This is a genomic window from Chryseobacterium paludis, assembly GCF_025403485.1.
Taxonomy (GTDB): domain Bacteria; phylum Bacteroidota; class Bacteroidia; order Flavobacteriales; family Weeksellaceae; genus Chryseobacterium; species Chryseobacterium paludis.
The window spans coordinates 4361092-4386067 of sequence record NZ_CP099966.1; the positions used below are offsets into that span (position 1 = coordinate 4361092).

General features: G+C 33.2%; 31 protein-coding genes. 16 read left to right on the forward strand and 15 right to left on the reverse strand.

The window, feature by feature from the left end; all coding sequences use genetic code 11:
• The 4 genes from NG806_RS19775 to NG806_RS19790 all read left to right on the forward strand — a co-directional run bounded on the left by NG806_RS19775 (position 1) and on the right by NG806_RS19790 (position 3243).
• Positions 1–582, forward strand: coding sequence for a hypothetical protein (locus NG806_RS19775; protein WP_261511112.1), 582 nt, complete (start codon positions 1–3; stop codon positions 580–582).
• Positions 583–609: 27 nt separating this feature from the next.
• Positions 610–1785, forward strand: coding sequence for an aspartate aminotransferase family protein (locus tag NG806_RS19780; RefSeq protein WP_261511113.1), 1176 nt, complete (start codon positions 610–612; stop codon positions 1783–1785).
• Between the two features lie 188 nt (positions 1786–1973).
• Positions 1974–2360 carry an START-like domain-containing protein gene (locus NG806_RS19785; RefSeq protein WP_089027585.1) on the forward strand — a complete coding sequence of 129 codons (387 nt, stop codon included), beginning with the start codon at positions 1974–1976 and terminating at the stop codon, positions 2358–2360.
• A 73-nt stretch (positions 2361–2433) separates the two neighbouring features.
• Positions 2434–3243 carry an aminotransferase class IV gene (locus tag NG806_RS19790; RefSeq protein WP_214832869.1) on the forward strand — a complete coding sequence of 270 codons (810 nt, stop codon included), beginning with the start codon at positions 2434–2436 and terminating at the stop codon, positions 3241–3243.
• A 325-nt stretch (positions 3244–3568) separates the two neighbouring features.
• Here NG806_RS19790 and NG806_RS19795 read toward each other — a convergent pair whose 3' ends face one another.
• Positions 3569–4117, reverse strand: a complete 549-nt coding sequence (locus NG806_RS19795; RefSeq protein WP_214832867.1) for a YqgE/AlgH family protein — start codon at positions 4115–4117, stop codon at positions 3569–3571.
• Positions 4118–4141: 24 nt separating this feature from the next.
• Between NG806_RS19795 and pdxH the strand changes: the two genes are divergently transcribed.
• The gene (pdxH, locus tag NG806_RS19800; RefSeq protein WP_214832866.1) at positions 4142–4783 is read left to right on the forward strand and encodes a pyridoxamine 5'-phosphate oxidase; all 642 of its coding nucleotides are present in this window, start codon (positions 4142–4144) and stop codon (positions 4781–4783) included.
• Positions 4784–4858: 75 nt separating this feature from the next.
• Here pdxH and NG806_RS19805 read toward each other — a convergent pair whose 3' ends face one another.
• Positions 4859–5149 carry an HU family DNA-binding protein gene (locus tag NG806_RS19805; protein ID WP_034682524.1) on the reverse strand — a complete coding sequence of 97 codons (291 nt, stop codon included), beginning with the start codon at positions 5147–5149 and terminating at the stop codon, positions 4859–4861.
• A gap of 397 nt (positions 5150–5546) precedes the next feature.
• Between NG806_RS19805 and panD the strand changes: the two genes are divergently transcribed.
• The 4 genes from panD to NG806_RS19825 all read left to right on the forward strand — a co-directional run bounded on the left by panD (position 5547) and on the right by NG806_RS19825 (position 8277).
• Entirely contained in the window at positions 5547–5897 is a 351-nt protein-coding gene (gene panD, locus NG806_RS19810) for an aspartate 1-decarboxylase (RefSeq protein ID WP_214832864.1), read from the forward strand.
• A gap of 3 nt (positions 5898–5900) precedes the next feature.
• Positions 5901–6929, forward strand: coding sequence for a lysylphosphatidylglycerol synthase transmembrane domain-containing protein (locus NG806_RS19815; protein WP_214832862.1), 1029 nt, complete (start codon positions 5901–5903; stop codon positions 6927–6929).
• Between the two features lie 101 nt (positions 6930–7030).
• The gene (locus NG806_RS19820) at positions 7031–7606 is read left to right on the forward strand and encodes a TerD family protein (protein WP_214832860.1); all 576 of its coding nucleotides are present in this window, start codon (positions 7031–7033) and stop codon (positions 7604–7606) included.
• Positions 7607–7608: 2 nt separating this feature from the next.
• Positions 7609–8277 carry a TerD family protein gene (locus NG806_RS19825; protein WP_261511114.1) on the forward strand — a complete coding sequence of 223 codons (669 nt, stop codon included), beginning with the start codon at positions 7609–7611 and terminating at the stop codon, positions 8275–8277.
• Positions 8278–8303: 26 nt separating this feature from the next.
• Here NG806_RS19825 and NG806_RS19830 read toward each other — a convergent pair whose 3' ends face one another.
• From NG806_RS19830 to NG806_RS19850, 5 genes are all read right to left on the reverse strand, one after another.
• Positions 8304–8777, reverse strand: a complete 474-nt coding sequence (locus NG806_RS19830) for a GNAT family N-acetyltransferase (RefSeq protein WP_261511115.1) — start codon at positions 8775–8777, stop codon at positions 8304–8306.
• 9 nt (positions 8778–8786) lie between these two features.
• A complete protein-coding gene (tyrS, locus tag NG806_RS19835) occupies positions 8787–9986 on the reverse strand; it encodes a tyrosine--tRNA ligase (RefSeq protein ID WP_261511116.1) in 1200 nt (399 codons plus the stop codon).
• A 259-nt stretch (positions 9987–10245) separates the two neighbouring features.
• Positions 10246–10878, reverse strand: coding sequence for an NAD(P)H-dependent oxidoreductase (locus NG806_RS19840; RefSeq protein ID WP_261511117.1), 633 nt, complete (start codon positions 10876–10878; stop codon positions 10246–10248).
• A gap of 81 nt (positions 10879–10959) precedes the next feature.
• A complete protein-coding gene (locus NG806_RS19845) occupies positions 10960–11784 on the reverse strand; it encodes a helix-turn-helix domain-containing protein (RefSeq protein WP_261511118.1) in 825 nt (274 codons plus the stop codon).
• A 68-nt stretch (positions 11785–11852) separates the two neighbouring features.
• Entirely contained in the window at positions 11853–12476 is a 624-nt protein-coding gene (locus NG806_RS19850) for a TetR/AcrR family transcriptional regulator (protein ID WP_261511119.1), read from the reverse strand.
• Positions 12477–12568: 92 nt separating this feature from the next.
• Between NG806_RS19850 and NG806_RS19855 the strand changes: the two genes are divergently transcribed.
• Both NG806_RS19855 and NG806_RS19860 read left to right on the forward strand, forming a co-directional pair.
• Positions 12569–12700 (forward strand): hypothetical protein, encoded by a 132-nt coding sequence (locus tag NG806_RS19855; RefSeq protein WP_261511120.1) that lies wholly within the window; start codon positions 12569–12571, stop codon positions 12698–12700.
• Positions 12701–12734: 34 nt separating this feature from the next.
• A complete protein-coding gene (locus NG806_RS19860) occupies positions 12735–13076 on the forward strand; it encodes a hypothetical protein (RefSeq protein WP_214832846.1) in 342 nt (113 codons plus the stop codon).
• Here the strand turns inward: NG806_RS19860 and NG806_RS19865 are convergent.
• A complete protein-coding gene (locus NG806_RS19865) occupies positions 13073–15451 on the reverse strand; it encodes an outer membrane beta-barrel family protein (protein WP_261511121.1) in 2379 nt (792 codons plus the stop codon). The two genes, NG806_RS19860 and NG806_RS19865, sit on opposite strands and share 4 nt — an antisense overlap.
• A 140-nt stretch (positions 15452–15591) precedes the next feature.
• Here NG806_RS19865 and NG806_RS19870 point away from each other — a divergent pair, with 140 nt between their 5' ends.
• Both NG806_RS19870 and NG806_RS19875 read left to right on the forward strand, forming a co-directional pair.
• On the forward strand, positions 15592–16188 hold the full coding sequence (locus NG806_RS19870) for a Crp/Fnr family transcriptional regulator (RefSeq protein WP_261511122.1): 597 nt from the start codon (positions 15592–15594) through the stop codon (positions 16186–16188).
• Between the two features lie 62 nt (positions 16189–16250).
• The gene (locus NG806_RS19875; protein WP_261511123.1) at positions 16251–17261 is read left to right on the forward strand and encodes an NAD-dependent epimerase/dehydratase family protein; all 1011 of its coding nucleotides are present in this window, start codon (positions 16251–16253) and stop codon (positions 17259–17261) included.
• A 20-nt stretch (positions 17262–17281) separates the two neighbouring features.
• Here the strand turns inward: NG806_RS19875 and NG806_RS19880 are convergent, their stop codons facing one another.
• Positions 17282–17947 carry a hypothetical protein gene (locus NG806_RS19880; protein WP_214832840.1) on the reverse strand — a complete coding sequence of 222 codons (666 nt, stop codon included), beginning with the start codon at positions 17945–17947 and terminating at the stop codon, positions 17282–17284.
• Between the two features lie 202 nt (positions 17948–18149).
• On the opposite strand from NG806_RS19880, the gene NG806_RS19885 reads away from it, so the two are divergent.
• Positions 18150–18713, forward strand: a complete 564-nt coding sequence (locus NG806_RS19885; RefSeq protein WP_261511124.1) for a TetR/AcrR family transcriptional regulator — start codon at positions 18150–18152, stop codon at positions 18711–18713.
• Positions 18714–18751: 38 nt separating this feature from the next.
• The gene (locus tag NG806_RS19890) at positions 18752–20149 is read left to right on the forward strand and encodes an MFS transporter (protein WP_261511125.1); all 1398 of its coding nucleotides are present in this window, start codon (positions 18752–18754) and stop codon (positions 20147–20149) included.
• Between the two features lie 23 nt (positions 20150–20172).
• On the opposite strand, the gene NG806_RS19895 is transcribed toward NG806_RS19890, so the two are convergent.
• The 3 genes from NG806_RS19895 to NG806_RS19905 form a co-directional block, all read right to left on the reverse strand.
• On the reverse strand, positions 20173–21279 hold the full coding sequence (locus NG806_RS19895; protein ID WP_261511126.1) for a TlpA family protein disulfide reductase: 1107 nt from the start codon (positions 21277–21279) through the stop codon (positions 20173–20175).
• 120 nt (positions 21280–21399) lie between these two features.
• Entirely contained in the window at positions 21400–22200 is an 801-nt protein-coding gene (dapB, locus tag NG806_RS19900; RefSeq protein ID WP_214832832.1) for a 4-hydroxy-tetrahydrodipicolinate reductase, read from the reverse strand.
• A 30-nt stretch (positions 22201–22230) separates the two neighbouring features.
• Positions 22231–23382 (reverse strand): Atu1372/SO_1960 family protein, encoded by a 1152-nt coding sequence (locus NG806_RS19905; protein ID WP_214832830.1) that lies wholly within the window; start codon positions 23380–23382, stop codon positions 22231–22233.
• 69 nt (positions 23383–23451) lie between these two features.
• Here NG806_RS19905 and NG806_RS19910 point away from each other — a divergent pair, with 69 nt between their 5' ends.
• Positions 23452–24264 (forward strand): AraC family transcriptional regulator, encoded by an 813-nt coding sequence (locus tag NG806_RS19910; RefSeq protein ID WP_214832828.1) that lies wholly within the window; start codon positions 23452–23454, stop codon positions 24262–24264.
• On the opposite strand, the gene NG806_RS19915 is transcribed toward NG806_RS19910, so the two are convergent.
• From NG806_RS19915 to NG806_RS19920, 3 genes are all read right to left on the reverse strand, one after another.
• Positions 24261–24560 carry a hypothetical protein gene (locus NG806_RS19915; RefSeq protein ID WP_214832826.1) on the reverse strand — a complete coding sequence of 100 codons (300 nt, stop codon included), beginning with the start codon at positions 24558–24560 and terminating at the stop codon, positions 24261–24263. The genes NG806_RS19910 and NG806_RS19915 overlap by 4 nt on opposite strands.
• A 112-nt stretch (positions 24561–24672) precedes the next feature.
• The gene (locus tag NG806_RS23050; RefSeq protein WP_390882531.1) at positions 24673–24771 is read right to left on the reverse strand and encodes a hotdog family protein; all 99 of its coding nucleotides are present in this window, start codon (positions 24769–24771) and stop codon (positions 24673–24675) included.
• Between the two features lie 31 nt (positions 24772–24802).
• A complete protein-coding gene (locus NG806_RS19920) occupies positions 24803–24973 on the reverse strand; it encodes a hypothetical protein (protein WP_214832822.1) in 171 nt (56 codons plus the stop codon).
• Positions 24974–24976 lie beyond the last annotated feature (3 nt).

A 24976-nucleotide genomic window follows, 5' to 3' on the forward strand; every position in this document is an offset into this window, starting at 1 on the left:
ATGTTACTATTATTTTTATTGTTTCCTTTAATAATTTTTTCACAGAATTTACAAGAAGATGAATTTTTATGGAGCAAGGAAAGAAAACTGCAGAAAGAAGATTATAAATTGCTCATTCATGATACTAATGTTCAAATAAGATCATCGATCAATTTTTCATATCAGCTAAGGGGTTTTAATGTTTTTAATAATAATTTTAATAAGAATATCATAAACAAATTTTCTGGTAATTCTTCAGCATTAGACCTTGATTCAAAGAATATTCCGGCAATGATAGATTATCAACAGGCAAATTTCAATCTATCTGAAATATACGCCCGAAAAATGCGTAAGGAACTTCTAATTCATAAAAATAAACTTTGGAAAGGTTTTGATTACGCTGATAAGGTTTTTAATAATCTAACTTCCGAATTTATGAAGACTCAGGCCTTAATGAATGAAGAAACCTCTTACGGAGTAAACATTCAAAAGCTTCAAGACTGGAAAGAAAAAATTAATAACGAACTGGAAGAACTTTCCGAGTTTGACTATGATAATACATCTAAAATTAAGATAAAGAAAGTTTCTAAAGAAGATATCTGATTTATATTTCTATAAAATATTTCTGAAATGCAAAAAGATTTTTTTACCTATCAGGCACAAACCACACAATTTGCGGCCGGTTTTGAAGTTGAAAGAGCTGAAGGAAGCTATATATATGGCACAGATGGAAAAAAGTATCTCGATTTTGTAGCCGGAGTTTCTGCCAATACATTGGGGCATTCTCATCCCAAAATAGTTAATGCGATCAAAGAGCAGGCAGATAAGTATCTTCATGTCATGGTATATGGAGAATATGCACAGGATAAGCCTGTAGCCTTATGTAAACTACTTGCAGAAGCTACTCCAGATCCCCTTGAAATTACTTATTTAGTAAACAGTGGGGCTGAGGCTATAGATGGAAGCTTAAAGCTGGCAAAAAGATATACAGGAAGGGAAGAAATAGTTTCTTTTAAAAATTCTTATCATGGGAATACCCATGGGGCATTAAGTGTTTCTGGAAATGAATACCATAAAAGAGAGTTTCGCCCCCTTTTACCCATGGTGTCCTTTATAGAATTCAATAATGAAAATGACTTAGATAAGATTACCGGGAAAACAGCTTGTGTCATATTAGAAACAATACAGGGAGCAGCGGGATTCTTGGTTCCGGAAAATGATTATTTAAAGAAGTTAAAGAAACGATGTGAAGAAGTTGGGGCTCTTCTTATCTTAGATGAAATTCAACCGGGATTCGGAAGAACAGGTAAATTGTTTTCTTTTGAACATTATGGAATTGTTCCTGATATTCTGGTGATGGGAAAAGGAATGGGAGGAGGTGTTCCGGTAGGTGCTTTTATGAGTTCCAAAGAAATCATGGACAGCCTGTCTCATTCTCCAAAATTAGGGCACATTACCACTTTTGGAGGTAATCCACTTATTGCTGCTGCCAGTCATGCAACATTAAAAGAAGTTTTAGAAAGTGGCTTAATGAATCAGGTTGATGAAAAAGAAAAGCTTTTCAGACAGCTGCTTGTACATCCTAAGATTAAAAATGTAAATGGACGCGGATTAATGCTGGCTGTGAACTTAGGAGCACCTGAATATACTTTAAAAGTAGCTCAGAAATGTATGGAGAAAGGATTGGTTGTATTCTGGCAATTGTACAGAAATGAATACCTGAGAATTTCCCCACCATTAACGATATCCCTTGATGAAATAAGAGAAGGGTGCCAAATTATTCTTGATGTATTGAACGAAAATTAAATATTGATCTCTTCTGAAAAAGAAGAGATTTTTTATGCTTTGCATCGGATCTTTTGCTTTTAAAGCTTTGTATGATTTGGATTTAACAGCCGTGACAAATATCATACATATTGTATAAAAAAGTAAATACATTTTTGTGTAATAAAAAAATTAATTTATATATTGCGGGACGATAAAACAAAGATTATATGGCGAAACTTAAAGTCCATTACGAATTTCCAATGCATTGTCTTTCAGAGATTTTATATGAGTATCTGGCGACTGCAGAAGGATTATCTGAATGGTTTGCAGATGAGGTAGTAGAGAAAGGGGATGACTTCTTTTTCAGCTGGGGCGGAGGCCCTGCTGAAAAGGCCACTTTGATTAGATATAAGCCAGAAGGTTTCGTACGTTTCAGATGGGAGGAAGATGAAGGGACAAAGAATTTCTTTGAAATGACAATCACAATTGATGATATTACTGAAGATTTAGCTTTAAATATTACAGACTTTTGTGAAGAAGGTAATGAAGAGGAAAATGCAATGTATTGGGAGAATCTTATAGAAAATCTAAGAATAAAATTAGGTGCAGCTTAATGGCAAGCTGTACAAAATGATAAAACTGATGAACGATTTATCGTTCATTATTTTTTTATAAACAAATCAGACATTGGAAAATCAATATTTTACTTCAGAAGAATTGAATGTGAAGAATAGAGCATTCCTTTTGGGAGATGCTGTAAAGGTTTCTTTTTTCGTAAGAGAAGCGAAACTTATCATGGATGAAGAGTGCTACTTCTTCTTAATGGCATCCATGAGAAAGATGAGAATGAATATTCCTCTGACCTATACCCTTGAGTTTTTTCAATCCCTTTTTCAAAAGGATGTTATCGATGGGAAAGGTATTGAAAACGGGATTATTAATTTTCAGGTTTTTAGAAATACAGATGGACTGACATTGGCAAAATCATCCATTTCTTACTTTTATGAAGTTGAAGAAATGAATGATATACTTCATGTTCATCAAAGACCTTTGGAGTTGGATCTGATCAAAGAGATCAACGTAAATAATAATCTGCTAAGCAATATCAGGGTTCATTGTCCTGAAAATATCTATGGACGAATTTACGCCCAGGAGAATGATCTGGATGATGTTATTTTGCTTAATCCCAATAAAAGGATTGCAAGGTCTACTTCAGGGAATCTTTTGTTTTTAGAAGGTGATGTAATTAAAGTTCCAAAGCAATCTGAGGGAGCTTATATTTCGCCTTTAATGGAGAATTTTGTTACTTTTTTACATAAGAATAATCTTGCCGATATTCAGGAACACGAGATTATCGCATTTGAATCTCAAAAAGCCGAAGAGATCTTAATGATTTCTGATGAAAAAGGTATTTTTTCTATAGGAAAAATAAGAAATAAAACTTTTGAAAATTTCCGTTTTTTAGAATTGGTAGAAAGCTGGAAAAAAAGTTTTTAAAATTGACAAACCCGGTAAACAACAAAAGTTCCAAAGTCCTTTACCGGGTTTTATTCTGAATAAATCAGAAATTGTATTTTTTTCTAAAATTGACGAGATGAGACCCGCTCATTTTATCGTATTAATTACTTGTTAGATCGTCTTACCTTTATAGGTTTCAGAGTTAAAAATACTTCCGGAAAGAAAAATAAAATAATTTGCTTTAGGATTTTCATTTCAATGACTTTTTAGTTATTCAAAGAACGTGAATTCTTTCTTAAAAATTGGTTAACATAAGCTTAAAATTTGTTAATTTTTCACTTGCAACATTTTGAATAGTACCGAATTAGTTCAACGAGATGTCTTCAGGGGAATTTGCCCAGAGTAAATACTCGCCGCCGAGATTTTGCATAATAGATTTCCATAAGGTTTGGTCATTCGGTAAGGTATAATCCAAATTATAAATGTCCACTACTGTCCACATTTTTTTCTGAACCTCACTATCTAATTGATTTGCAGCCCAGCCAGAATATCCGGAAAAGATCTTAACATCACCAATATTAAGCTCACCACTAAGTACAGCACTGATGATGTTCTCAATGTCTTCTGTAAGATAAAACCCATCAGCAATATCAGTGTAGATCTCAGTTACTTTTTTCCCTTTTACGATAAAAAATACCTTGTCATTTTCTACAGGTCCGCCATCATATACCTCGATTTTAAAATCGAAAAAGTTTTTGAACTTAGTACTCATCTGGCTGTTCTTTTTGTTTAATATTAAGCCGAATGCGCCACTTTCGTTATGTTCTACAATTAGGACTACTGATCTGGAAAAAATATCGCCGGAAATATCGGGTGTGGAAATTAATATTTTACCTTTGTATGAGTAATTCATACTCAAATTTAATAAAAAATATTTATGGAAAACCTTCACGATAAGAGAAAAGTGTATGAGAAATCCCAACTTATTGAAAGTGAGATAAAACAAAATCCTATTGAACAATTTAGAGACTGGTTTCTTGAGGCATCTGAGAATGCGGGTACTTCTGAAGTGAATGCTATGGCAATTTCTACAGTGGAAGATGATGGTTGCCCGAGAACAAGAATGGTTTTGCTAAAGGCATATACTTATGAGGGTTTTATTTTTTATACAAACTATGACAGCAGAAAAGGAAAAGCAATAGAAAAAAATCATAAAGCATGCCTCCATTTTTTCTGGCCAATGTTGGAAAGACAGGTTATTATAAAAGCTGATTTAGAGAAAATTGCAGATAATCTGAGTGACGGATATTTTCACTCTCGTCCAAAAGGAAGTCAGTTGGGTGCTGTAGTATCACCACAAAGCCAGGTTATTCCCAATAGAGAGTTTTTAGAAGTTAAATTGAAAGAACTGGAAAAAGAATTTGAAAAGAATGAAATTCCAAGACCTGCAAACTGGGGTGGCTATATAGCAAAACCTTATGAAATAGAATTCTGGCAGGGACGGCCAAACAGGCTGCATGACAGAATTATTTATCAACTTGAAGATATCGACTGGAAGATATCACGGTTGGCACCTTAAGAAGTTTAATAAAAAATGTATTTACATAAAAAAACCTCATCGAAAGATGAGGTTTGAATTTTGTAATCTGAATGATTATTTTTTCTTAGCTCCAGAAACTGCAGTAGATAGATCTGCTCCAGCTTTGAATTTAGCAACTTTTTTAGCAGCAATTTTGATTGGTTTTTTAGTTGCAGGGTTGATACCTTGTCTAGCAGCTCTCTCAGCTACTGAGAAAGTACCGAATCCTACTAAAGAAACTTTTCCATCTTTTTTCTTTAAAGTAGTAGTTACATTAGAAATGAAAGATTCAAGAGCAGACTTAGCTGCAACTTTTGTAATTCCTGCATCTTTTGCGATTGCGTCGATTAATTCAGACTTGTTCATAATTTTTAATATTAAAGTTGGTTCGTAATTATAGCAAATATAATACTATTTTCTAATTGTGCAATTTTTTTATTAAATATTGCGTTATTTTTTTGATTTTGGTTAAAAAACATCAAAATATGATAATTTGCTTTTTTACCAAAAATCTACGTTACCCGTTACTAAAATCATGCCAAATGCTTATGTGTATTGACTTTAGCAAAAAACTAATATTATTTTCTGTATTTATTAAATCCTAAATTTGTATTAAGTATTAATGTATTTGGCGATATGATTGTAGATTTAGTAAGTAAAATCCAAAAATTTTGTTTTAAAAAAAATTAAATACCTGTGTATCTGATGCTTTTAAAATGCTTTTAAACGTCAATTTATAAATTTTTATTAATAAATTTGCACCATGTTAATAGAAGTTTTCAAGTCAAAGATCCATAGGGTAAGAGTTACGGCATCAGACCTTAACTATATTGGAAGTATAACAATTGATGAAGATCTTATTGAAGCTGCCGGATTGGTAGTAGGAGAAAGAGTTTACATCGTTAACGTGAACAACGGAGAACGTTTTGACACGTATATTATAAAAGGTAAGAGAAAGTCTGGAGAAGTTTGCTTAAATGGGCCTGCTGCAAGAAAAGTTCAGCGAGACGATATTATCATTATTATCGCTTATGCACAGATGACTCCTGAAGAAGCAAAGAATTTTCAGCCGAAGATCGTTTTCCCAGACGAAAAAACAAACCTTCTTACCTAATTCATGGATAAAAAAACAACCAATCCTTTAAAATCAGTAATTACAATTGTAATTTCGCTTGCATTTGCAGGATTTTTTTTATGGCTTGCATTAAAAGGACTTGATTTTGAAGTGATACAGAAATCTTTAGCAAAGGCGAATTACTTATGGGTACTGTTTGCCTCTGTTTTTGGACTTTTAGCCTATTGGTTCCGCGCAGTCCGATGGAATCTTTTATTAGAACCTATGGGATACCAGATTTCTAATTCCAATTCCTTATGGTCCATTTCTTTTGGATATCTCATGAATCTTACCATTCCAAGAAGTGGTGAGGTTGCAAGAGCAACTGCATTATACGGAGTCGAGAAAGTTCCTGTCGATAAATCTTTTGGAACGATCATTTTAGAAAGGGTAGTGGATCTGATTTGTATGATGGGATTTTTAGGATTGACTCTGATCTTTAAGTACAAGGCAATTCTGTCTTTTTATGAAAATTCGGGAGTACCTGTCAACCCTAATAAAATTTTAATAATTCTGTCAATCCTTATTATAGGGACTGTTTTATTCTTTGTGCTTAAAAAGAGGTTGGCAACAATTCCTGTTTTAGGAAAGATCATTGGTTTTATTGATGGGATCTTCCAGGGATTAACCTCAATTTTTAAACTGAAACAAAAAGGAAAATTTATTCTATATACATTAGGGATCTGGATATCATATTATTTTGCAGCGTATCTTGTGTGTTTTGCATTGCCTGAAACTTCAGATTTTACCATTGCAGATGGGTTCTTTATTATTGTAGTTGGAACACTAGGGATGATTATTCCTGCCAGTGGAGGTATTGGGGCGTTTAATCTGGCGATGAAATTTGGTTTTATGGCCTTGTTTATCTCTATGGGGAAAAGTGCGGAATTAGGCGGTGAAATGGGGCTTACTTATTCTTTTATTTCATTACCGCTACAGATTGTTATTATGCTTGTAATGGGATTAATCTCTATTCCAATGCTTGCAAAAGCCAGAAATAACCGGGTTATTCTCGATCATATTAAAAATTAGAATTTATATATATGCCCGGTCTATTTGATCGGGCTTTTTTTATTAAAAACATTTGGATAATTCGGAAATCGAATTTATCTTAGATTAAATAAGAAATTATTATGGCAATTAACCTACAGAAAGGACAAAGAATAGATTTAGGACTTACAAAAATGACCATTGGTCTGGGTTGGGATCCTAATGACGGGAAGGGATATGATTTTGATCTTGATGCTTCCGCAATTATGATTGATTCTGAGAGAAAACTGGTAAGTGAAGATTATTTTGTTTTTTATAATAATCTGAATTCTCCTGATGGTGCTTTAACGCATACTGGTGATGATCCTAGTGGTAAGAATAGCGATGGGGACGATGATGAATCTATTGTTATTGATCTGGAAAAAGTAGATGAAAGAGTAGAAGAAATACTTTTTGTTGTAACCATTGAGGATTTTGAAAGAAGGAAACAGAATTTCGGACAGGTAAGAAACTCATATATAAGAATTATTGATAATTTTGGTAATCAGGAAATTGCTAAATATGAATTAGACGAAGATTTTTCAATTGAAACAGGAATTGAGTTTGGCAGATTGTATAAGCGTAATGGAAGCTGGAAATTTGAAGCTTCAGGAATTGGTTACAGAGCTGACTTATCTTTCTTTTTGGAAAAATACTACAAAGGACAAATCATTAAATAGCGATGGCGATTAATTTACAAAAAGGTCAGACGATCGATCTACGGAAAAATGATCGTGGAGAAAGTGTTTACGATCTTTCACAGGTAACTATAGGATTAGGCTGGGATGTTCGTAAGCAAGGAGGTTTTTTTGGAAGATTGTTTAGTAATGAACCTGAATATGATCTGGACGCTGTCGCTTTTCTTTTGGATAAAAATGGTAAAGTTGCCAATATGGGAAGGACACTTCAGGGGCATACTGGAAAGCAGGTAGTCCTTTATGAAGGTGATGTGATCTATTTTAATTCTATGAGGCATCCTTCCGGTTATATCTGGTTAACAGGAGATAATAGAACCGGTGAAGGAGACGGTGATGATGAGCAGATCATTGTAAAGCTGGATCAATTGGATCAGCGATATGAAAAAATTGTTTTTGTCGTGTCTATATATCAGGGAAGAGCGAACAGGCAACATTTTGGAATGATTGAAAATGCATTCATCAGAGCAGTTGATGCCAGAGGAAAGGAAATCACAAAGTATAGTCTTTCTGGTGATTCCAGTATGAATGGAATGTGTTCAATGGTCTTTGCTGAAGCTTATCGACATCATGGAGATTGGAAATTCCGTGCAATTGGAGATCCTCATACCACGGATAATTTTATTGATGTTCTGGTACCTTATACCTATAAATAAAAAGTATGCTGAAGAGCATACTTTTTTTATCTAGAAAACTTCATCATATAAGAATGTTCATCCTCATTGATTACTTTAAAACCTAAATTGGCATACAGTTTTTGTGCTTTATTGGTTTTTAAAACACTTAATGAAACAGGTTTCCTGGCTTCTATAGCTTCCTGAATGATATCTTCTAAAATAGATCTTCCAATTCCCTTTCCTTGTTGTGCCGGATCGATCTGGATTTGCATAACCTCTATATGATCGCTATTTCTGTCTATTTTTAATAAACCAATAGGCTCATCATTTAAAATAATAATGTGTGCTTTTTCAAATTGGTGAAGCACTCTCTTTATTGCTGATTCTTTTGTTACCGGCAAATTTGAACTGAGAAGATGTTCAGTCATTGTTTTCATTCTCAGATCGAGTAGAAAGTCCATATCAGTCCCCAGTGCTTTTCTGTATTCTAATTTTAAATTCATTTTATTCAAGCCTTTCATTTGAGCTAATGTACTCATAATAAAAATTTATAGAAGTTCAAAAAAAGCTCTTTTCCCAATTTTAATTTTTGTTTCTTTGGCCACTTCAACCTCCGCATTAGGATTAATCATTTTTACACTGTTGATTTGAACTCCACCATTTTCGATCAATCTTCGTATCGAGGATTTACTTTGATCATTTTTTAGCAGATGGCATAAATCAATCAGCATTATTCTATTATCAATAAAGTTTAAAGTATCAATAAAGATTGGTTCAAATACTTTTTCCTCGAAATTCTTATTCTGAAACTGATTGCTGAAAAATTCTTCTGCAAGTTCTGCTTCTGCTATATTGTGGTATTGGGTAATGATATTTTTTGCAATTTGTTTTTTTATACTCATGGGGTTTTGTCCATTTTCGATTCCTGATTTTAGATCATTTTTTTCAGCAATTGAAAAATCGGTTGTAAGGTCAATAAATTCATTGATCAAAGTGTCAGGAATAGACATTGTTTTTCCAAACATCTCGTTAGGCCCGTCCGTCAATCCGATAAAATTATTCAAAGATTTACTCATTTTTTCCTTTCCATCAAGTCCCTTTAAAAGGGGCATACACATAACGATCTGTGGTGGCAGCTGATGTATTTCCTGTAACTGTCTTCCCATAGTACAATTGAAGAGCTGATCTGTGCCACCAATTTCAATATCGCATTCAATTTTTACAGAATCAAAACCCTGTAAGATCGGGTATACCAGTTCATGCATGGCAATCGGGTTATTTTCTGTAAACCGTTTATTAAAGTCATTTCGGTGCATCAATTGTGCTATGGTTACTTTTGATAATAATTGGATGATTTCTGAGAAATTTAAAGTATCTAACCAATCAGAATTGAATACAATTTTTGTCTTTTCAATATTAATGATCTTTGAAAGCTGATTGATATAAGTCTGCGAATTATGAGTAACATCGTCGATACTCAAGGGCTTTCGAGCTTTATTCTTTCCTGTTGGGTCACCAATCCTTGCCGTAAAACTTCCAACCACAATGATGATCTGATGACCGAGATCCTGAAATTGTTTTAATTTTTTAAGCACTACAGCGTGTCCCAAATGTAAATCCGGAGCTGTGGGATCAAAACCCAGCTTGATCGTGAGTTTTCTTTTTTCTTCTTCGGCCTGTTCTAACTTCCGTTCCAAACCGTTTTGAGGTAGAATGATTTCTACATTTTCTTTTAATAAGTTGATCATTTTGTTGAATTTTTTGCATGAAAAAGCCCGAACAATTCTATTCGGGCTCTATATATTTAAGAATAATTTTTTATTGAATTACAGATATAGAAGATCTTCCCGAACTATTAATCGGGTAATAATATGTACTAAAGAAAGGAAGGCGTAATATGTTATTTAAATGCTTCATCTGAGTAACAAAGATAAAATTTTTTTTAATATTTTCTTTGTTAGGCTTCTTAATAGTTGTAAAATATGCCTTTAATATGATATCTTCTGATCAGGATGGCTGGATCATTCCAAGTTCCTGATGGCTAATGCTCTCGGTTCCGTTATGAATTTCTAAGTAAGTATTTCTGATCTGCTCTTTCCAGATTTCGAGCTCTTCAGGAGCTACTTTATCAGCTTTGTCGAAAAAGAAATGTTGATTGATCTCAAAACCACAGTAAGTGAAGATCCCCTTATCAGAAGTAAGAGAAAGTGCTTTATCCATTCCGATACGCTCATACTCTTCATGGGATTTACCATGGGTATTAATGATTATGGTTTGCTTACCAGCCAATAGACCTTTTTGAACTCCCTGATCATATCTGTAAGCATAGCCATAGCTAAAAACCCTGTCGATATAGCCTTTCATAATAGCCGGCATTCCTGTCCACCAGATTGGATAAATAAAGGTAACATGTTCTGCCCATGTAATAAATTCCTGTTCGTGTTTTATATCATCAGCTAGGTTTCCCTTTCTTTGTTCCTGGATGTCTTTTAGAGAAAAAACCGGATCAAAGTTGATTGCATATAAGTCTCTTACTACTATTTCATGATTTTGAGAGGCCAGACTTTCAATAACGGTTTGTAAAAGATGATGGTTTAAACTGTTTTCGTTATGATGTGCGTAAATAATTAGATGTCTCATTTTTTCTACTTTTTTTAATTGTTACATGACAAAGGTAGATGAGAAGATAAAGTGAAAATTGTAAGAAAACGAAATGTCTATTTATTCTGATTTCGGATTGCAGATATCCTGTTGGAATTTCAGATATTGTGAAGGCGAGAGGTGAATAAAATGTTTGAAATCATGAATCAGCTGGCTTTGATCATAATAATTGCATTCATCGACAATGGTAAACCATTCTACTTTATTTTGATTGGCTATTTCTTTTTCAATAAGCTGGATGGCTTTTGAAAAGCGATTGTAACGATTGATCTCTTTGGATGAATATCCAAACTGTTCTTTTTGTTTTAGTTGAATATTCCGCTCACTTTGATTGGTTTTCCCGGCAATGGTTTTGATAGGATTCAAATTTTTATTAGTAAAGTTGCTTAAAAGCTGACTTGTACTATCTCGGTCTTGCAGATAGGGTTTACAAAACTCAAGAATATGATCCACCTGTTGCTGCGTAGAGGTGATTTTTGAAATCTGATGCCATAAATTGGTAAAACAGTTTTCTGAAAGAAGATCATCAGGATTCATTGCAGTATGATATGAAATACATGCTTTTCCAAAAAAACGGTAAAAAGCATCATCTTTAAAATTAGCGACTAAAATGGAAGTTTTAGATGGTAGGGTATAATCAAAAGAATGTCTGATAGGACCAAAGACAATACATTGATCAACGGTTATCTTTGTTTTCTCCTTAGTGATCATTGAAGCACTCTCTCCAAAGCAAAATAGCATTATGGTCTGATAGGTAGGTAATAGTGTTTTGGTAACAGCCCTTTCAGAAGTGTTTTCTGCGAAATAAAAGTGTGAGAATATGGTCTCAAATTCTAAAGGAACTGAGATCCTGTATCCGTTATATTCTGATTGCGTATCTGACATAGAAATTAGGAGTTTTTTTTGATCATTATTCTATATGGGAATATTATTCCTTTTCTAATTATCATTGACTATTTATTTATGTAATTTAATTTGTATAATTCCTGCTGTTCCGGATTCAGTAGCGGATAAAATAAATTCATCTGTATAAGGCTATAGTGCTTTATTGCTTCGTCTTTTGGCAGCTTTAAAGTGATGCTATTATGGGTAACCCAATTATCGGCGATAATAAATATCTGTGTACTAAGGTTTTCTATAATAAAATCAGGAAGGTTCTCCTGAAAAACTTTGTTTTTCTGGAAGTCCGAAAAAATAGTCTGAAATTCATTTTTTCTGCCCATTGTGATCTTTTCATATTGAGCTTCTATTTGGGGGATCTTTTTTAAAATATCAACAAAATTGAGAAAAATAAAACGGTAAGAGTAGAATATTTCATACGTATGAAAGGTGAAATCAAAAAGACTTTCTAAGGTTTTAACTTCAGCTTCATTCAGGTTATTCATCATTTTATCCATCTCAAGTATTAGTTCCGAAAAAATAACTTTTATAATATCTTCAGAATGTTTAAAATGATAATGCAGATTTCCAGGACTAATATTTAGTTCAGCAGCAATATGTCTTGTAGTTATGTTATTATAACCCTTTTCATTAAAAAGACGAAGCGCCGTTGATATGATCTTTTCCTTGGTTTTCATGATTCAAATATAAGGGAGATTTTCTTATTATTCTTAGAATTAGAACATTTGTTCTAATTTTTATATATTTGCATCATAGAAATCAAAATATAATGGAAGGGAAACAAAAATTTCATTACGAAGCAGCTGATGTTGAAAAGAAAGATGAAAAAGATATTCAGGAGATTGTAGTTAAAGTTCTGCAGGTTATTTTAGGAATTCTTATGGCGATCTTACATGCTTAAGGAATATAAGGTTTCAAATTGTTTTTTACTGGGTTTGTTATTCTGGCTAACCATTATTATTTTGCGAAGAAATGGTATTATTATTCCCTGGATAAATGATTATTTTACTGATCTAATGACCATGCCGATGTATTGCTATCTGATCCAGTATATCATGAATAAAATAATGGGCTTCCAATGGAAACCCAATTTAAAATTTATCATTACATCGACTTTATATTTATCGGTTCTATTTGAAGTAGTTTGTCCTTTAATTTCTAACAGGTTTACTGGAGATGTTTTTGATGTATTGGCTTATTTTGTGGGTGGAGTGGGATATTCTTTTTTAAATAGAAAAGAAAAAAAATATAAACTATTACCTCCGAAATTTTATTAATTACCACCATTTCCACCTGCTCTGCTTGATTCTTCAAAATTTACCTGTTTCGTAGCTCCTTTTACATCATTATTTCCAAATTTATAGGTTACAGCAAGGTACACATTCCGGGTAATTCCTTTTGAATAATACTCTACATTATAATTAGGATAATATTCTATTCCTCTGTCACGATTGGTATTTAATAGGTCGTTTACATACAAATTGATCATAAGATTTTTCTGCATAAGATTTAATTTTACTCCGGTGTAAATAGAAGAATTCCCATAGTAATCGGTATTTCCATCTCTGTTGGGTAGATAGCTCCATAACCCAAGCATCAATGTGACTGTTTTCTCTTTGTTTAAGAAGAAGTTATTGTCCAGATTTAGATTTCCTCCAAATCCTCCTGCTGCAGCTACGGCTTCAGGAAGGTAAGATTTCGATTTAGCATAAAAACCGTTTACAAAAACATTGGATTCCAGCCATTTTAATTTGTTATAGTTATAACTGATATTAATTCCTGCCTGATCTTCATTATAAAAGTTCTTTACGATATTGTATTTAAGATTGTCCTGGACTACCTGAATTCTGTCCCAATTGTCTTTATTATAGTTATAATACAATGTAACGTTGAAATTATTTTTCAGAACATATCCGAATTCGAAGTTATCTGAAAATGAAGGAAGGAGATAAGGATTTCCGGTCTTATACTCAAATTCAGAAGTATAATATTTGAAAGGATTTAAATTTCCAAAATAAGGACGGGTAATTCTTCTTGAATAATTTAAAGAGAAAGTATTATTTTCATTGGCTTTATAGCTTAGATAAGCTGTAGGAAAAAACTTTCCGTATTTGATCTTTGCCGAAGAATTATCATTTAATGATACACCTTCCAAAGTGGTGTATTCGTAGCGAAGTCCTGCTTTGGCATCCCATTTATCATTAATTTTAAAACTTGTGGAAACATACGCAGCATAATTCTGCTCATTATAATTGAATGTATTTGTTCTTTCTTTATTGATTGTAAACTGACCGTCTTCGATATTAAAGAAATTAAAATCGGAATTGTTTCTAATAGTAGTATACTTTAAACCGGATTCTGTTTTTATTTTTGAGAAGCTTTTTTCTAAATCAGCCTGTCCGGAGTAAATTCGGTATTTGCTTATAGGATTTGTAAAAGTTGAAACTGTATTGTCGGTAACTGTATTATAGAAATTTTTTGCATCCGAGTTATTAATCAGTAGATTGGCTGATAAACTAAGTTTACTCCCCGAAGTATCGAGCTTTATATCATAAAAAGCATTGGTATTGTGAACGTTTCTATGGTTTTTATTTTTACTGTCTGAGAAAAGGTTTAGTTTTCCTGTTTCATTGAAAATAGAAGTGTAATTTTCAGCTTGTTCTAAAGGATTACTAAAGGAATAATTATAATTGAACCCAACAAGGTTTTTATCATTGATCTTATATTCACCTTTAAGGTTTCCACCCTTGTATTTGTAATTATTTGAGTTTTTTGTATCGGTGTTCCAGTAGTTTGAATTGGTAGTTCCTGTAAGATAATTGTAAGCTTTATTCTCCCAATAATTATCTCCTGCAGATAAATTGGCTGTCAGTGATAATTTATTTCCCTGATAATTAAAACTGGCTCCACTTCTTGTACTCACTGTGGGCCGTCCATAATAGTAGCTTCCAGAGGTTTGTAAAGAACCATTCCAGCCTAAATTTGTATTTTTCTTTAAAACAATATTAATCAATCCGCTTTTGCCTTCTGCTTCATACTTTGCTGGAGGTGTAGTGATCACTTCAATTTTAGCAACATCATCAGAGCGTAATGTTTTTAGATAATTAATAAGCTCCTGTCCGGATAAATTTAAAAGACGGTCGTTGACCATAATGGCAACATTACTTTTTCCTGCGATAGTAATGGCATCATCCGTAGCACGGACCATTGGAGTCTTGGATAGTGCTTCCACAACATCGATCCCCTGGGATGCCACGGAACTTTCAACATTAAAAACCAACCGATCGACTTTTCTTTCGAATAGTTTTTTCTTTACCGTAACGGTTACTCCTTCTATCTTCTGTTCTGTAGGTGGCGCTCCTTTTAATTGAATGTCTTTTTTCAGATTCCCTGTAATGCTTATTTTTTCACTTTCAGTTTTTATACCATCTTGTATTATTTCCAGTAAGTAATTTCCATTCTTTTTAAGAGCAATTTTAAACGCACCTTTTTCATCCGTAATTGCAGAAAATTTTTCATTATCTTTTGTAACAAGTATCTCTGTTTCTGCTGCTGGTTTATTTTCCTTGTCGGTAATAATCCCTTCAATGCTTTGTGCAAAAATAAAAGAAGAAGATAGAATACATAAGAAAACAATTATCTTTCGGGTCATGTGCGATAGTTTATTCTTAAGACAATTGAATTAAGAGAGGTATTACATACGGATTCAAAAAAAAGTATTGGATATCTACTTAGTCGATTAATTTATTTTATGGTAGAAGTTTCTACATTTAAATTAAATTTGTTTTATAAATGATACTTGTAAAATTGGATATGCACAAAAAGCTTTTAAAATACATAGAATCAGCTTACCATTTCAGTTCATATGAAAAGGCAATGATTGAGGAATATTTTGAACCTGTTATTTATTCTAAAAATACAATCATTGAAGAAGAAGATAAGATTCCGCAGTATTTATATTATATTGTTTCAGGTTACTTAAGGCTATTTCATTTTAACCAAGATGGTAATGAAGTTACCACTCATATCAACTGTCCACCAGGTTTTTTTACCTCTTACTTTCATTTTATCAACCAAACCCGATCAAAAGAAAATATTGAATGCATCACTGCATGTAAACTTTTACGGATTACAAAGGAAAACCTTGACCGGCTAACAGATAAAAGCAGTGGAATGAAGGATTTTAGTATTTCTGTATTTCAAAAATCTATCGCTTACAATGAAAATCGTTCGCGAGAATTGTCTGCATTAAGTGCTGAGCAACGCTATCTAAAGCTTATTGAAGACTATCCTGAGATCGTTCAAAATGTCCCTGTTCAATATATTGCGTCTTTTTTAGGGATGAAACCGGAAAGCCTCAGTCGAATCCGCAGGAAATTAATTAACTAACAAAAGTCAAGTGAATAGGGAATAAGGAGGCTGAACTTTGTATCATTAAAAAATCAAGAAGAATGATACAAGAACATCTAAGCTTAGTCTCAGGAGCTAACGGACATTTAGGCAACAATTTAGTAAGATTTTTGCTGAAAAATGGAATTCCAGTAAGGGCGACAGTAAGAAATAGTAAGAATAAAAAGGCCTTTGAAGGATTAGATTGCGAAGTGATCGAAGCAGATATTACTGATAAGGTTTCATTTATAGAAGCACTTCAGGGAGTGGAGACCTTTTATGCCGTAGGCGCAGCTTTTAAATTATGGGCAAAAGATCCTAAAAAAGAAATCTATGATGTTAATATGTTGGGGACCCAGAATACTATTGAAGCTGCTGCTGAAGCTGGTGTTAAAAGAATTGTTTATGTAAGTTCTATTGCAGCTCTGGATTATACAAAATTACCAACCCGGGAAGATTACGGATATAATCCTGATCGGAGAAATATGTATTACAATTCTAAGAATGATGGTGAAAAGCTTGCATTTGAATTGGCTAAAAAACTAGGGATAGAATTGGTTTCTGTTATGCCTTCTGCAATGATAGGAAGTGAATCTTTTTTGCCTTTGAATGTTTCCTACGGAGTTCTAAAACTAATATTAAATAAAGAAATTCCGGTAGATACAAAGATAACACTGAATTGGATTGATGTAAAAGATGTTGCAGAGGGCTGTTACCTTGCAGCTCAAAAAGGACGCAATGGAGAAAGGTATATTCTGGCGAATGAAAAATGCATGACCATAACCGATACAACGATTCTGGCAGATCGGCTTTTTCCCCAGCTCAAAATCAAAGTGCCTTCTTCTGTTCCTAAATTTTTATTGTACGCGATCGCTGGGATGATGGAGCTTTTTGCTAAATTAAATGACAAAACTCCTGTTTTGACAAGGAAAGATATAGCTATGTTTTCAGGCTTACAACAAAATTTTGATATTTCTAAAGCTAGAAACGAACTGGGATTTAATCCTAAAGACCCTGAAAGTGTGGTTAAAGAAGCCCTACAATATTTAATGGAACATCACAAAATGCGATGAAGGGAGAGAATTCCATCTCCCTAAGAGTTTTGGAGTTTGATGATACATCCTTTATAAAACCTGGTTAGATCATACAATTCATTGAAATAATTATATAATATATCCCGATAGGGAATTGATTTTTTTTCTGCATCCTGAAGAGTTGCTTTAAATTCATCTTCAGCAAAGGAATACAATGTTTTATAATCAGGTTTTAAATAATCCATTAATTGAATATTTTCACTTTCTTTATTATGCAACTGATTCATAAGTCCTGTGAAAAAAATTCCATAGATTAAAAATTGACTAAAATTATCTGCATTGAATTTATAGTGTAAAGTATTTTTAGAATGCCTTTGATAGTCGGAAATGATTTGGTTGAAACTCCTTACATCTTCTGTAGGGATTTCATAAAACTGATCTATCCCATGAATGAATAGTTGATTTATCACTTCCTCTTCACCATTACTATCTCCTGGATTTTCATCTTTATATTCACTTTGAAACCAACGAAAGATACTACAGAATTCTGTTGGAGTAAGATCTTCAATGTTTTCTTTTACTTTGGTTTTAATGATCTCTAAACTGGTTTTTCGATCTTCATCCAGATAGCCGAGAACGATGTTTTCTTCGCCACAAAGTTTTTTATATAAATTAATCTTGGCAATAGTTGGATTGGTTTTTATGAAATAAATTTCTCCTGCCATAATTTTGTATAAAAATATTAATGATAATTAACTACCGTAACTAAAGGTACAAATATGTCATGATATATTATGAATATATTTAAGGGATTTATATGCGATGCTATATTCTCTGTACTTCTCATATTCTTTTTGCCTATAAATTTAATATTTAAAAATAGATAGACTTATCTATTTTTTATGTAGATTTGTGAAAATTATTAGAATGCAAAAGGAGAAAGTAAGAGACCGTATTATCAGAGTTGCGTCAGATCTCTTTTATAAGCAAGGTTTTAACTCAACCGGAATTAATCAGATCATCGCTGAAGCAGATATCGCAATTGGTTCATTATACAACCACTTTTCATCTAAAAATGAACTTTTAAAAGCTTATTTAATTAAAGAAGAACTAAAGTGGTTCAGTGGATTTGAAGAACATTCTTTAAAAATTGTTTCATCGAAAGATAAAATATTTGCTTTAATAGACTATCGTAAAAAGCTTCAGACCTCTTCAAAATTTGCCGGATGTCATTTTATTAAGATCAATGCTGAGATAGGGGATAGCAATCCTGTGATTTCTGATTTTGTTATGCAGCATAAAGAAAAACAGCAGGCAATGATCAAGGAATTGGTCATTCAGTATAATGCGGAGGGTGGATCTGTAAATACAGATGAGATAACGGCTAATATACGTCTGCTTTTAGAAGGAGCTGTTGTGATTTCTACAATTCATAAAAATACAAATGCATTTGATCAGACAAAAAAAATAATTCAAGGCTTATTGCCTTAATTTTTTTATAATTAAAAAAATAGATATATCTATCTAAAATGAAAAATAATACTTTTAAATTAATAGTGATCCTTTTTGCTCAATTGCTCACTATTATGGATATTTTTATCATTAATGTTTCCATTCCTTCTATTCAGAATGATATTAATGCGACTAATGGAGAAATGCAGCTGATCATTGCTTCATACCTCATTGGTTTTGCTTCGTTTCTGATTACTGGTGGGAGATTGGGAGATCTGTATGGAAGAAAGAAGATATTTATAATTGGATTGTTCTTTTTTATGATAAGCTCTATAGCATGTGGACTATCTTCCCATTCAGTATTGCTTATGATCTCCAGATTTGTACAAGGGGTTAGTGCTGCATTGATGTCTCCTCAGGTCTTATCCATGATACAGATTTTTTTCCCAGATCATGAAAATCGAACCAAAGCAATGGGATGGTATGGCATTACCATAGGTCTTGGGACATTATCCGGGCAGTTTTTAGGAGGATATTTTTCATCACTCACTTTCATGGAAGAATCATGGCGTCTTATTTTTCTGATCAATATTCCGATTTGTCTCTTAGCCATCTTTTTAGGGTGGAAAGTTCTGGACGAATCTAAGAATAGTTTAGAAAGCAGTTTCGACTTTATGGGTATTTTCTTATTAGCAACCGGACTTTTTTGCTTTACCTATTCGCTTACAATGATGGAACATGATAATGAGAGAATGAAAAATATTCTTTTACTCGCTGTATCTACTGTTATTTTGTTCTTTTTCATTAAAAATCAAAAAGCAAGAATGGAGCAGACAAAATCCTATTTAATAGATCTTAAACTTTTTGAATTTAGAAATTTTAATATAGGAATTATTGCTGTTTCGTTTTTCTTCATCATGCTAGATTCTTACTTTTATATTCTGTCCCTTTTCTTTCAGGATGGATTAAAGATCAGTCCCCTGCACTCAGGAGAAATTATTGTTTTTCAGGGCCTGGGATTTATTTTGGCATCTATTATCTCACCAACACTGATATTTAGGTATGGAAAGAGATTTCTGATTTTTGGATTGACAATAATTATTTCAGTTTTGATAGCGCAGGGTTATCTGTTCTCTAAACACTCTTCCTTTTTGTTACTCTACATACTGCTTTTTATTCATGGATTGGGAGTGGGTTCTATTATTCCTTCGCTGGCTAATATTGCATTGTCAGGGATTCCTGGAAAATTAGCAGGAAATGCTTCTGGGGTATATGTTACGTTTCAGCAATCTGCTGCCATCTTAGGGATAATTCTGATAGGAAGTATATTCTATTATTTTCTTGGCACAAAACCTTTATTTATAGATTATCAGAAGGCTTTTATTGCTGCCTTATTTACCAATATTCTGTGTCTGATCGTTGTGATCATTTGTATTTGGAGAACACCAGAGGGGCTTTTGCTTAAAAAAAAATGACAGCTTTAGAGCTGCCATTTTTATTATTGAATATACTTTTCTATTTCTGTTGTAATTTGATCCAGCTCTCCAAATTTTCTGGCTATGATCTTTCCATTTTGATCCACGAGGATTTGTAATGGATAGCCTGTAGCATGAAGCTTTGTGATAAATTCTTTATTAAGATCAAAATAGTTTTTCCAGGTTACTTTATTTTCACTTAGAATTTTATTTGCCCGATCCATTCTTTCTTTTACAGTATCATCTGCAACACTTATAAATTGAATTCCCTTTCCTTTATAGGTTTCATATAAATTGACCAATTTTGGCAGGTCTTTAATACAGGGTTTGCAGGTGGTTGCCCAATAATCAATTAATGTAAGTTTATAATCAGAGAAATTGGAAGTGTTTATTTTATCAGAAGAATTAAGCTTTAGGTCAGGAAAGTTTCCTCCTACACCCGTAGAATTTTCTAATTTTAATACTTTATCAAATTCTTTATAGCCGAATATTCCTTTTATCTTTTTAGAGAATAATGGCATATTCTCTATATAACTTCTGTTAAATCCATACTTTGAAAAATCACTTACAATTTCCCAAAATGCTACATACGAATTGGGATTTTTAATAATATAGTTTCTTAGTAATTTCTGTTTATATTCAATATCTCCAGCATCATTATCCTCAAATGGTTTTAATTTTTTATCAGCTAATTCAAGCTGTTTTTTTAATTTTTTATATTCTGCATTTGTTGGTGTTTCTGAGCCAGAAGTAAAATCCAGGTTTTTATCATTTATTTTAATAGTATAGTCTCCTTTTTCAATAAAGAAAACATCAGATCCATAGGCTCCATTTTCAATAGCATTGAAATAACTGAAAAGTATGGGTTGTGGATATTCTATATATCCTGTTATTGTATTTTGATCATGAATCTTAATAAAAGCAGCACTAAAGCTTTTCATAAATCTCACATTCTCATCAGGATGTATGGTAAGATTATAAAGCATATGGATATCTCCCATACCCATTAAAGGTGCAATTGAAATTGAATCCTTCTCAAACATGGGAGCACTGATATCCATTTTGAAATTAGTTTGAGAATAAGCTATACTGAAAGACAAAAGAAGTAAAAATTGTGAGATCCTTTTCATATATACATTTTAATTTAGTACCTTAAATATAATATTATTATGGATAATATTTCCCGTTTTTTTGAATAAAAAAAGAGACTTATAAGTCTCTTGATTGTATATTTTATTTTGAAATGGAGTTTAGAAATCCATCACAGTATCCAGACCTCTACGAAGACCTTTAAATGTTCCTATTTTTTCAATAGCCAGTAAACCTCCTTTTACATATGGTTCTGCACTTGTCCCGGAATCATGTCTTATTGTTAATCTTTCGTCTTTTAATCCGAAAATAGTTTCCACAGCAATTACATACCCAGGAAGTCGCACAGAATGAACATGAACTCCCTCCATATCTGCACCTCTTGTTTCTTTTTCACCAATTAATTGATCAGTAGGAATGTGAACGGTTGGCTTCTGAACCTGTGCAAGACGATGTGCCAATTCTCTTACTGTTCCACTTGGAGTATCAATTTTAAGCTCATGGGCATAATCAATGATTTCGTAATTCGGGATGTATTTAGCGGCAATTTCTGCAAATTTTTGTAAAAGAACGACCGTAATAGCAAAGTTTCCTACAGCCAAAACGGAAGTGTTGTTTTCAAGAGCTGTTTTTTCTATTTCTGCGTAATCTTCACTGGTTAGTCCGGAAGTTCCCACGATTACTTTTTTACCTCTTTTTAAAACTGCCAGAATATTAGCCTTGGCAATATCGGGTTTTGTATAATCAAACAGAACATCGAAATCCACAGTATCAAGTGCTTTTTCAATACTGTCAAATACAGGAATCTCCTCATTTCCTAAATCAAGGATCTCAGCCAGATTTTTCCCGTTATTGGATCGGGATAAGCCACCAACTAATTTCATTCCTTCCTGCTTAAAGATACCTTTGCTTAGCTCAGAGCCTGCCCATCCGGTAGCTCCTGCAACGAATACTTTGATCATGATTTTTTTGTTTAAGTTAATTAATATTTTCTATTCTACTTCGAAGATAGCCTGAATTTCTACAGAAGAGTTGACAGGAATTGAAGATGCTCCAAAAGTGGCTCTGGCATGTTTTCCTTTGTCCCCAAAGACGTCTACAGCTAAATTGGAAGCCACATTCATCAGATCAGCATGTTTTGTGTAATCATCTTTTGTATTAAAAATTCCGGTTAATTGTACACATCGTTTTACACGATTGAGATCCCCACCTACAGCTTCATTCAGAACAGACAGGACATTCAGCATTGTTACTTTTGTGGCCTCTTTTACCTGTTCTTCAGTAAGTGCCAGGCCCAGTTTTCCCGGATTTATAATTTTGCCATCTTTTAAAGCTACCTGATTGATAAAAATAAGATTTCCCGAACGTACATAAGGCTGATAATTTCCTGCAGGCTTGGGTACTAGAGGAAGAATGATTTGCTTTTGTTTCAGAACAGTGTTAATATCTGCTGATTTTTCAACAGCAGGATTGATGACAGCTGTCTTGTTCGAAAAAGTACCTTTCAGAGCCAACGTCACTTTTGCAAAGTTTTCACCCTGTAACCGTGCTATATAACGTTCACTTTCACTCGGACGCTCAACATTTTTTACGGAAGCAAGGCTTGTTACTCCAAGAACAGTGTTTCCTTGTGGTGTGTTTTTATCAACATTTTCAACACCACGGATTCCATTAGAAACCAAAACCATTCCGTGAACGGCTAGGCTGTTCCAAAAAGACTGAATAGCTAGTTCTTTTCCAGCTCCACTTCCTGCAGACATAAATACAGTAGCAGGCATCCCTTCTAAAGAATGGCTGGTCCATAGGCCAACAGTTTTTGACAAAAACTCACTCATTCCTGTACTGATATTTCCAAAGTAAATAGGAGATCCGAATGCAATCCCATCATAGGATGTAAGTTCTTCAACAGACGCAACAGGAATGTCTTTAAGTTTAGGATTGGTAGAGGCTTTTACCTGCTTGATGACAGCCTGTGCGTTTCCTTTGCTTTCAATTCCTTTTGATATTTCTTTTGCCAATTCGTAAGTTCCGCCATTATCTGAATAGAAGAGAACTAATACCTTAGCTTTATGTTCTTGTGCAGTCATAGATTGGGTCATTATAAGCAGTAAAAAGATAGAGATGATCTTGCTTAATTTTTTCATAATTTTTTAAGTCTAATATTCAAATACAAAATTAATAATGTCGTTTTTATTAAATTTGCCAAAAACAATATGCAAAACGCCAAATTGAAATGTGGACTGATAGAAGAGAATAGAGGTTTCTATAATGATGCCATCTCAAAAGATGCGTATGTATGGTATGAGAAGAGCTGGCAACATGATGACTATGAACACATACATGAAAGAGCTCAATTGACCTATGTGGAAGAAGGCTATCAATATTTGCATATTGAACAGAAGATCTATCTTGTTCCTAAAAATCATGTGATCTGGATTCCATCAGGAATAAAGCATCGAACAACATCTGAAGCAAAAACTGTAAACCTGATGGTCATTCTTTTTAAATCAATATTAAAAGCCGATTTTTTTAAAGAAGTACATGTTTTTGCGGCACCTCCGGTTTTAAAGGAAATGCTTTTATATGCTTCAAAATGGAATAAATTAGATTCAGAAGATGAAGAGCAGGCCCTATTCTTGAAAGCCTTATTAAATAGCCTACCTAATTTTTGTAATGAAAGCCGCTTTTTAGAGATTCCTGTTCCAGAGGATCATCGTTTAATTCCGGTCTGTGATTATATTAATACTCATTATCAGGAAAGTCTGAATATTGATGATATGGCAGATCTTGCAAAAATGTCTGTGCGAAGTCTACAAAGGATATTCAAAGAAGAAACGGGAATTACGCTTCAAAAATATGGACAGCTTATAAGAATTTTAAAAAGTGTGGAACTGATCGATACAAAACAATATACACTCAGTGAAATTGCTTTTAAAGTGGGATACAAAAGCCTGTCAGCATTTACTTCATCCTATGCTTCTATTATGAAAGAAGGACCAAGGGTGAAAAAAGAGAGTAATTTTTAATCTCCGTAAGCTATTAATCCACTGTGATACTTATCGGCAAGATCCAATAGTAGTACTATTTTTTTAACATCAGTATCCGATTCCAGTTTATTATCTGAGATTGTTTGGCGGATTAATTGTATAACAGAACGGCTCAATCTGAAATCAGAGTAATAATCCAATTTTCTGTCTATAATTCCTTTGTTCTGCAAATTACCAAAGGTTATGTCATCCAGATCGCCAACAAATTTTAAATCTAGCTTTTCAGGATAACTTGGTGTCGGTTGGTCATCTTTAATAGAATAAAAATCTAACATAATAATGGTGTTATGGTACTATGGCAATCATGGTTGCCGTCATTTTAGCAATTTATCTTTCTTCTGTTTGATAATACATGTAGCCTTCACAGATGATGAGCTTTTTTCCGGACTACAATACTTTCCCTACTGCAATAAGTTTATCAGTGTTTGCAGGTTTTAGTAAATTGATTTTAAACTCTACACTCAGCACTTCAGCATTTTCAGGCATCAGCGTTAAAGCAGCATATCCACAGGCGCTATCAGCAATACTGGGTTGTTACTCCGACATGAAAAAATCCATGTTGCTGGCTAAGCTCTTCAGAGAATGGACACACTATTTTTACGAGTCCTTTTTCTACTGTTAGAAGTTGAGCTCCTAATGTTTTCATTAGTCCCTGCTTCTCAAAACTTTCCTGTATTTTTTCGTACATGAT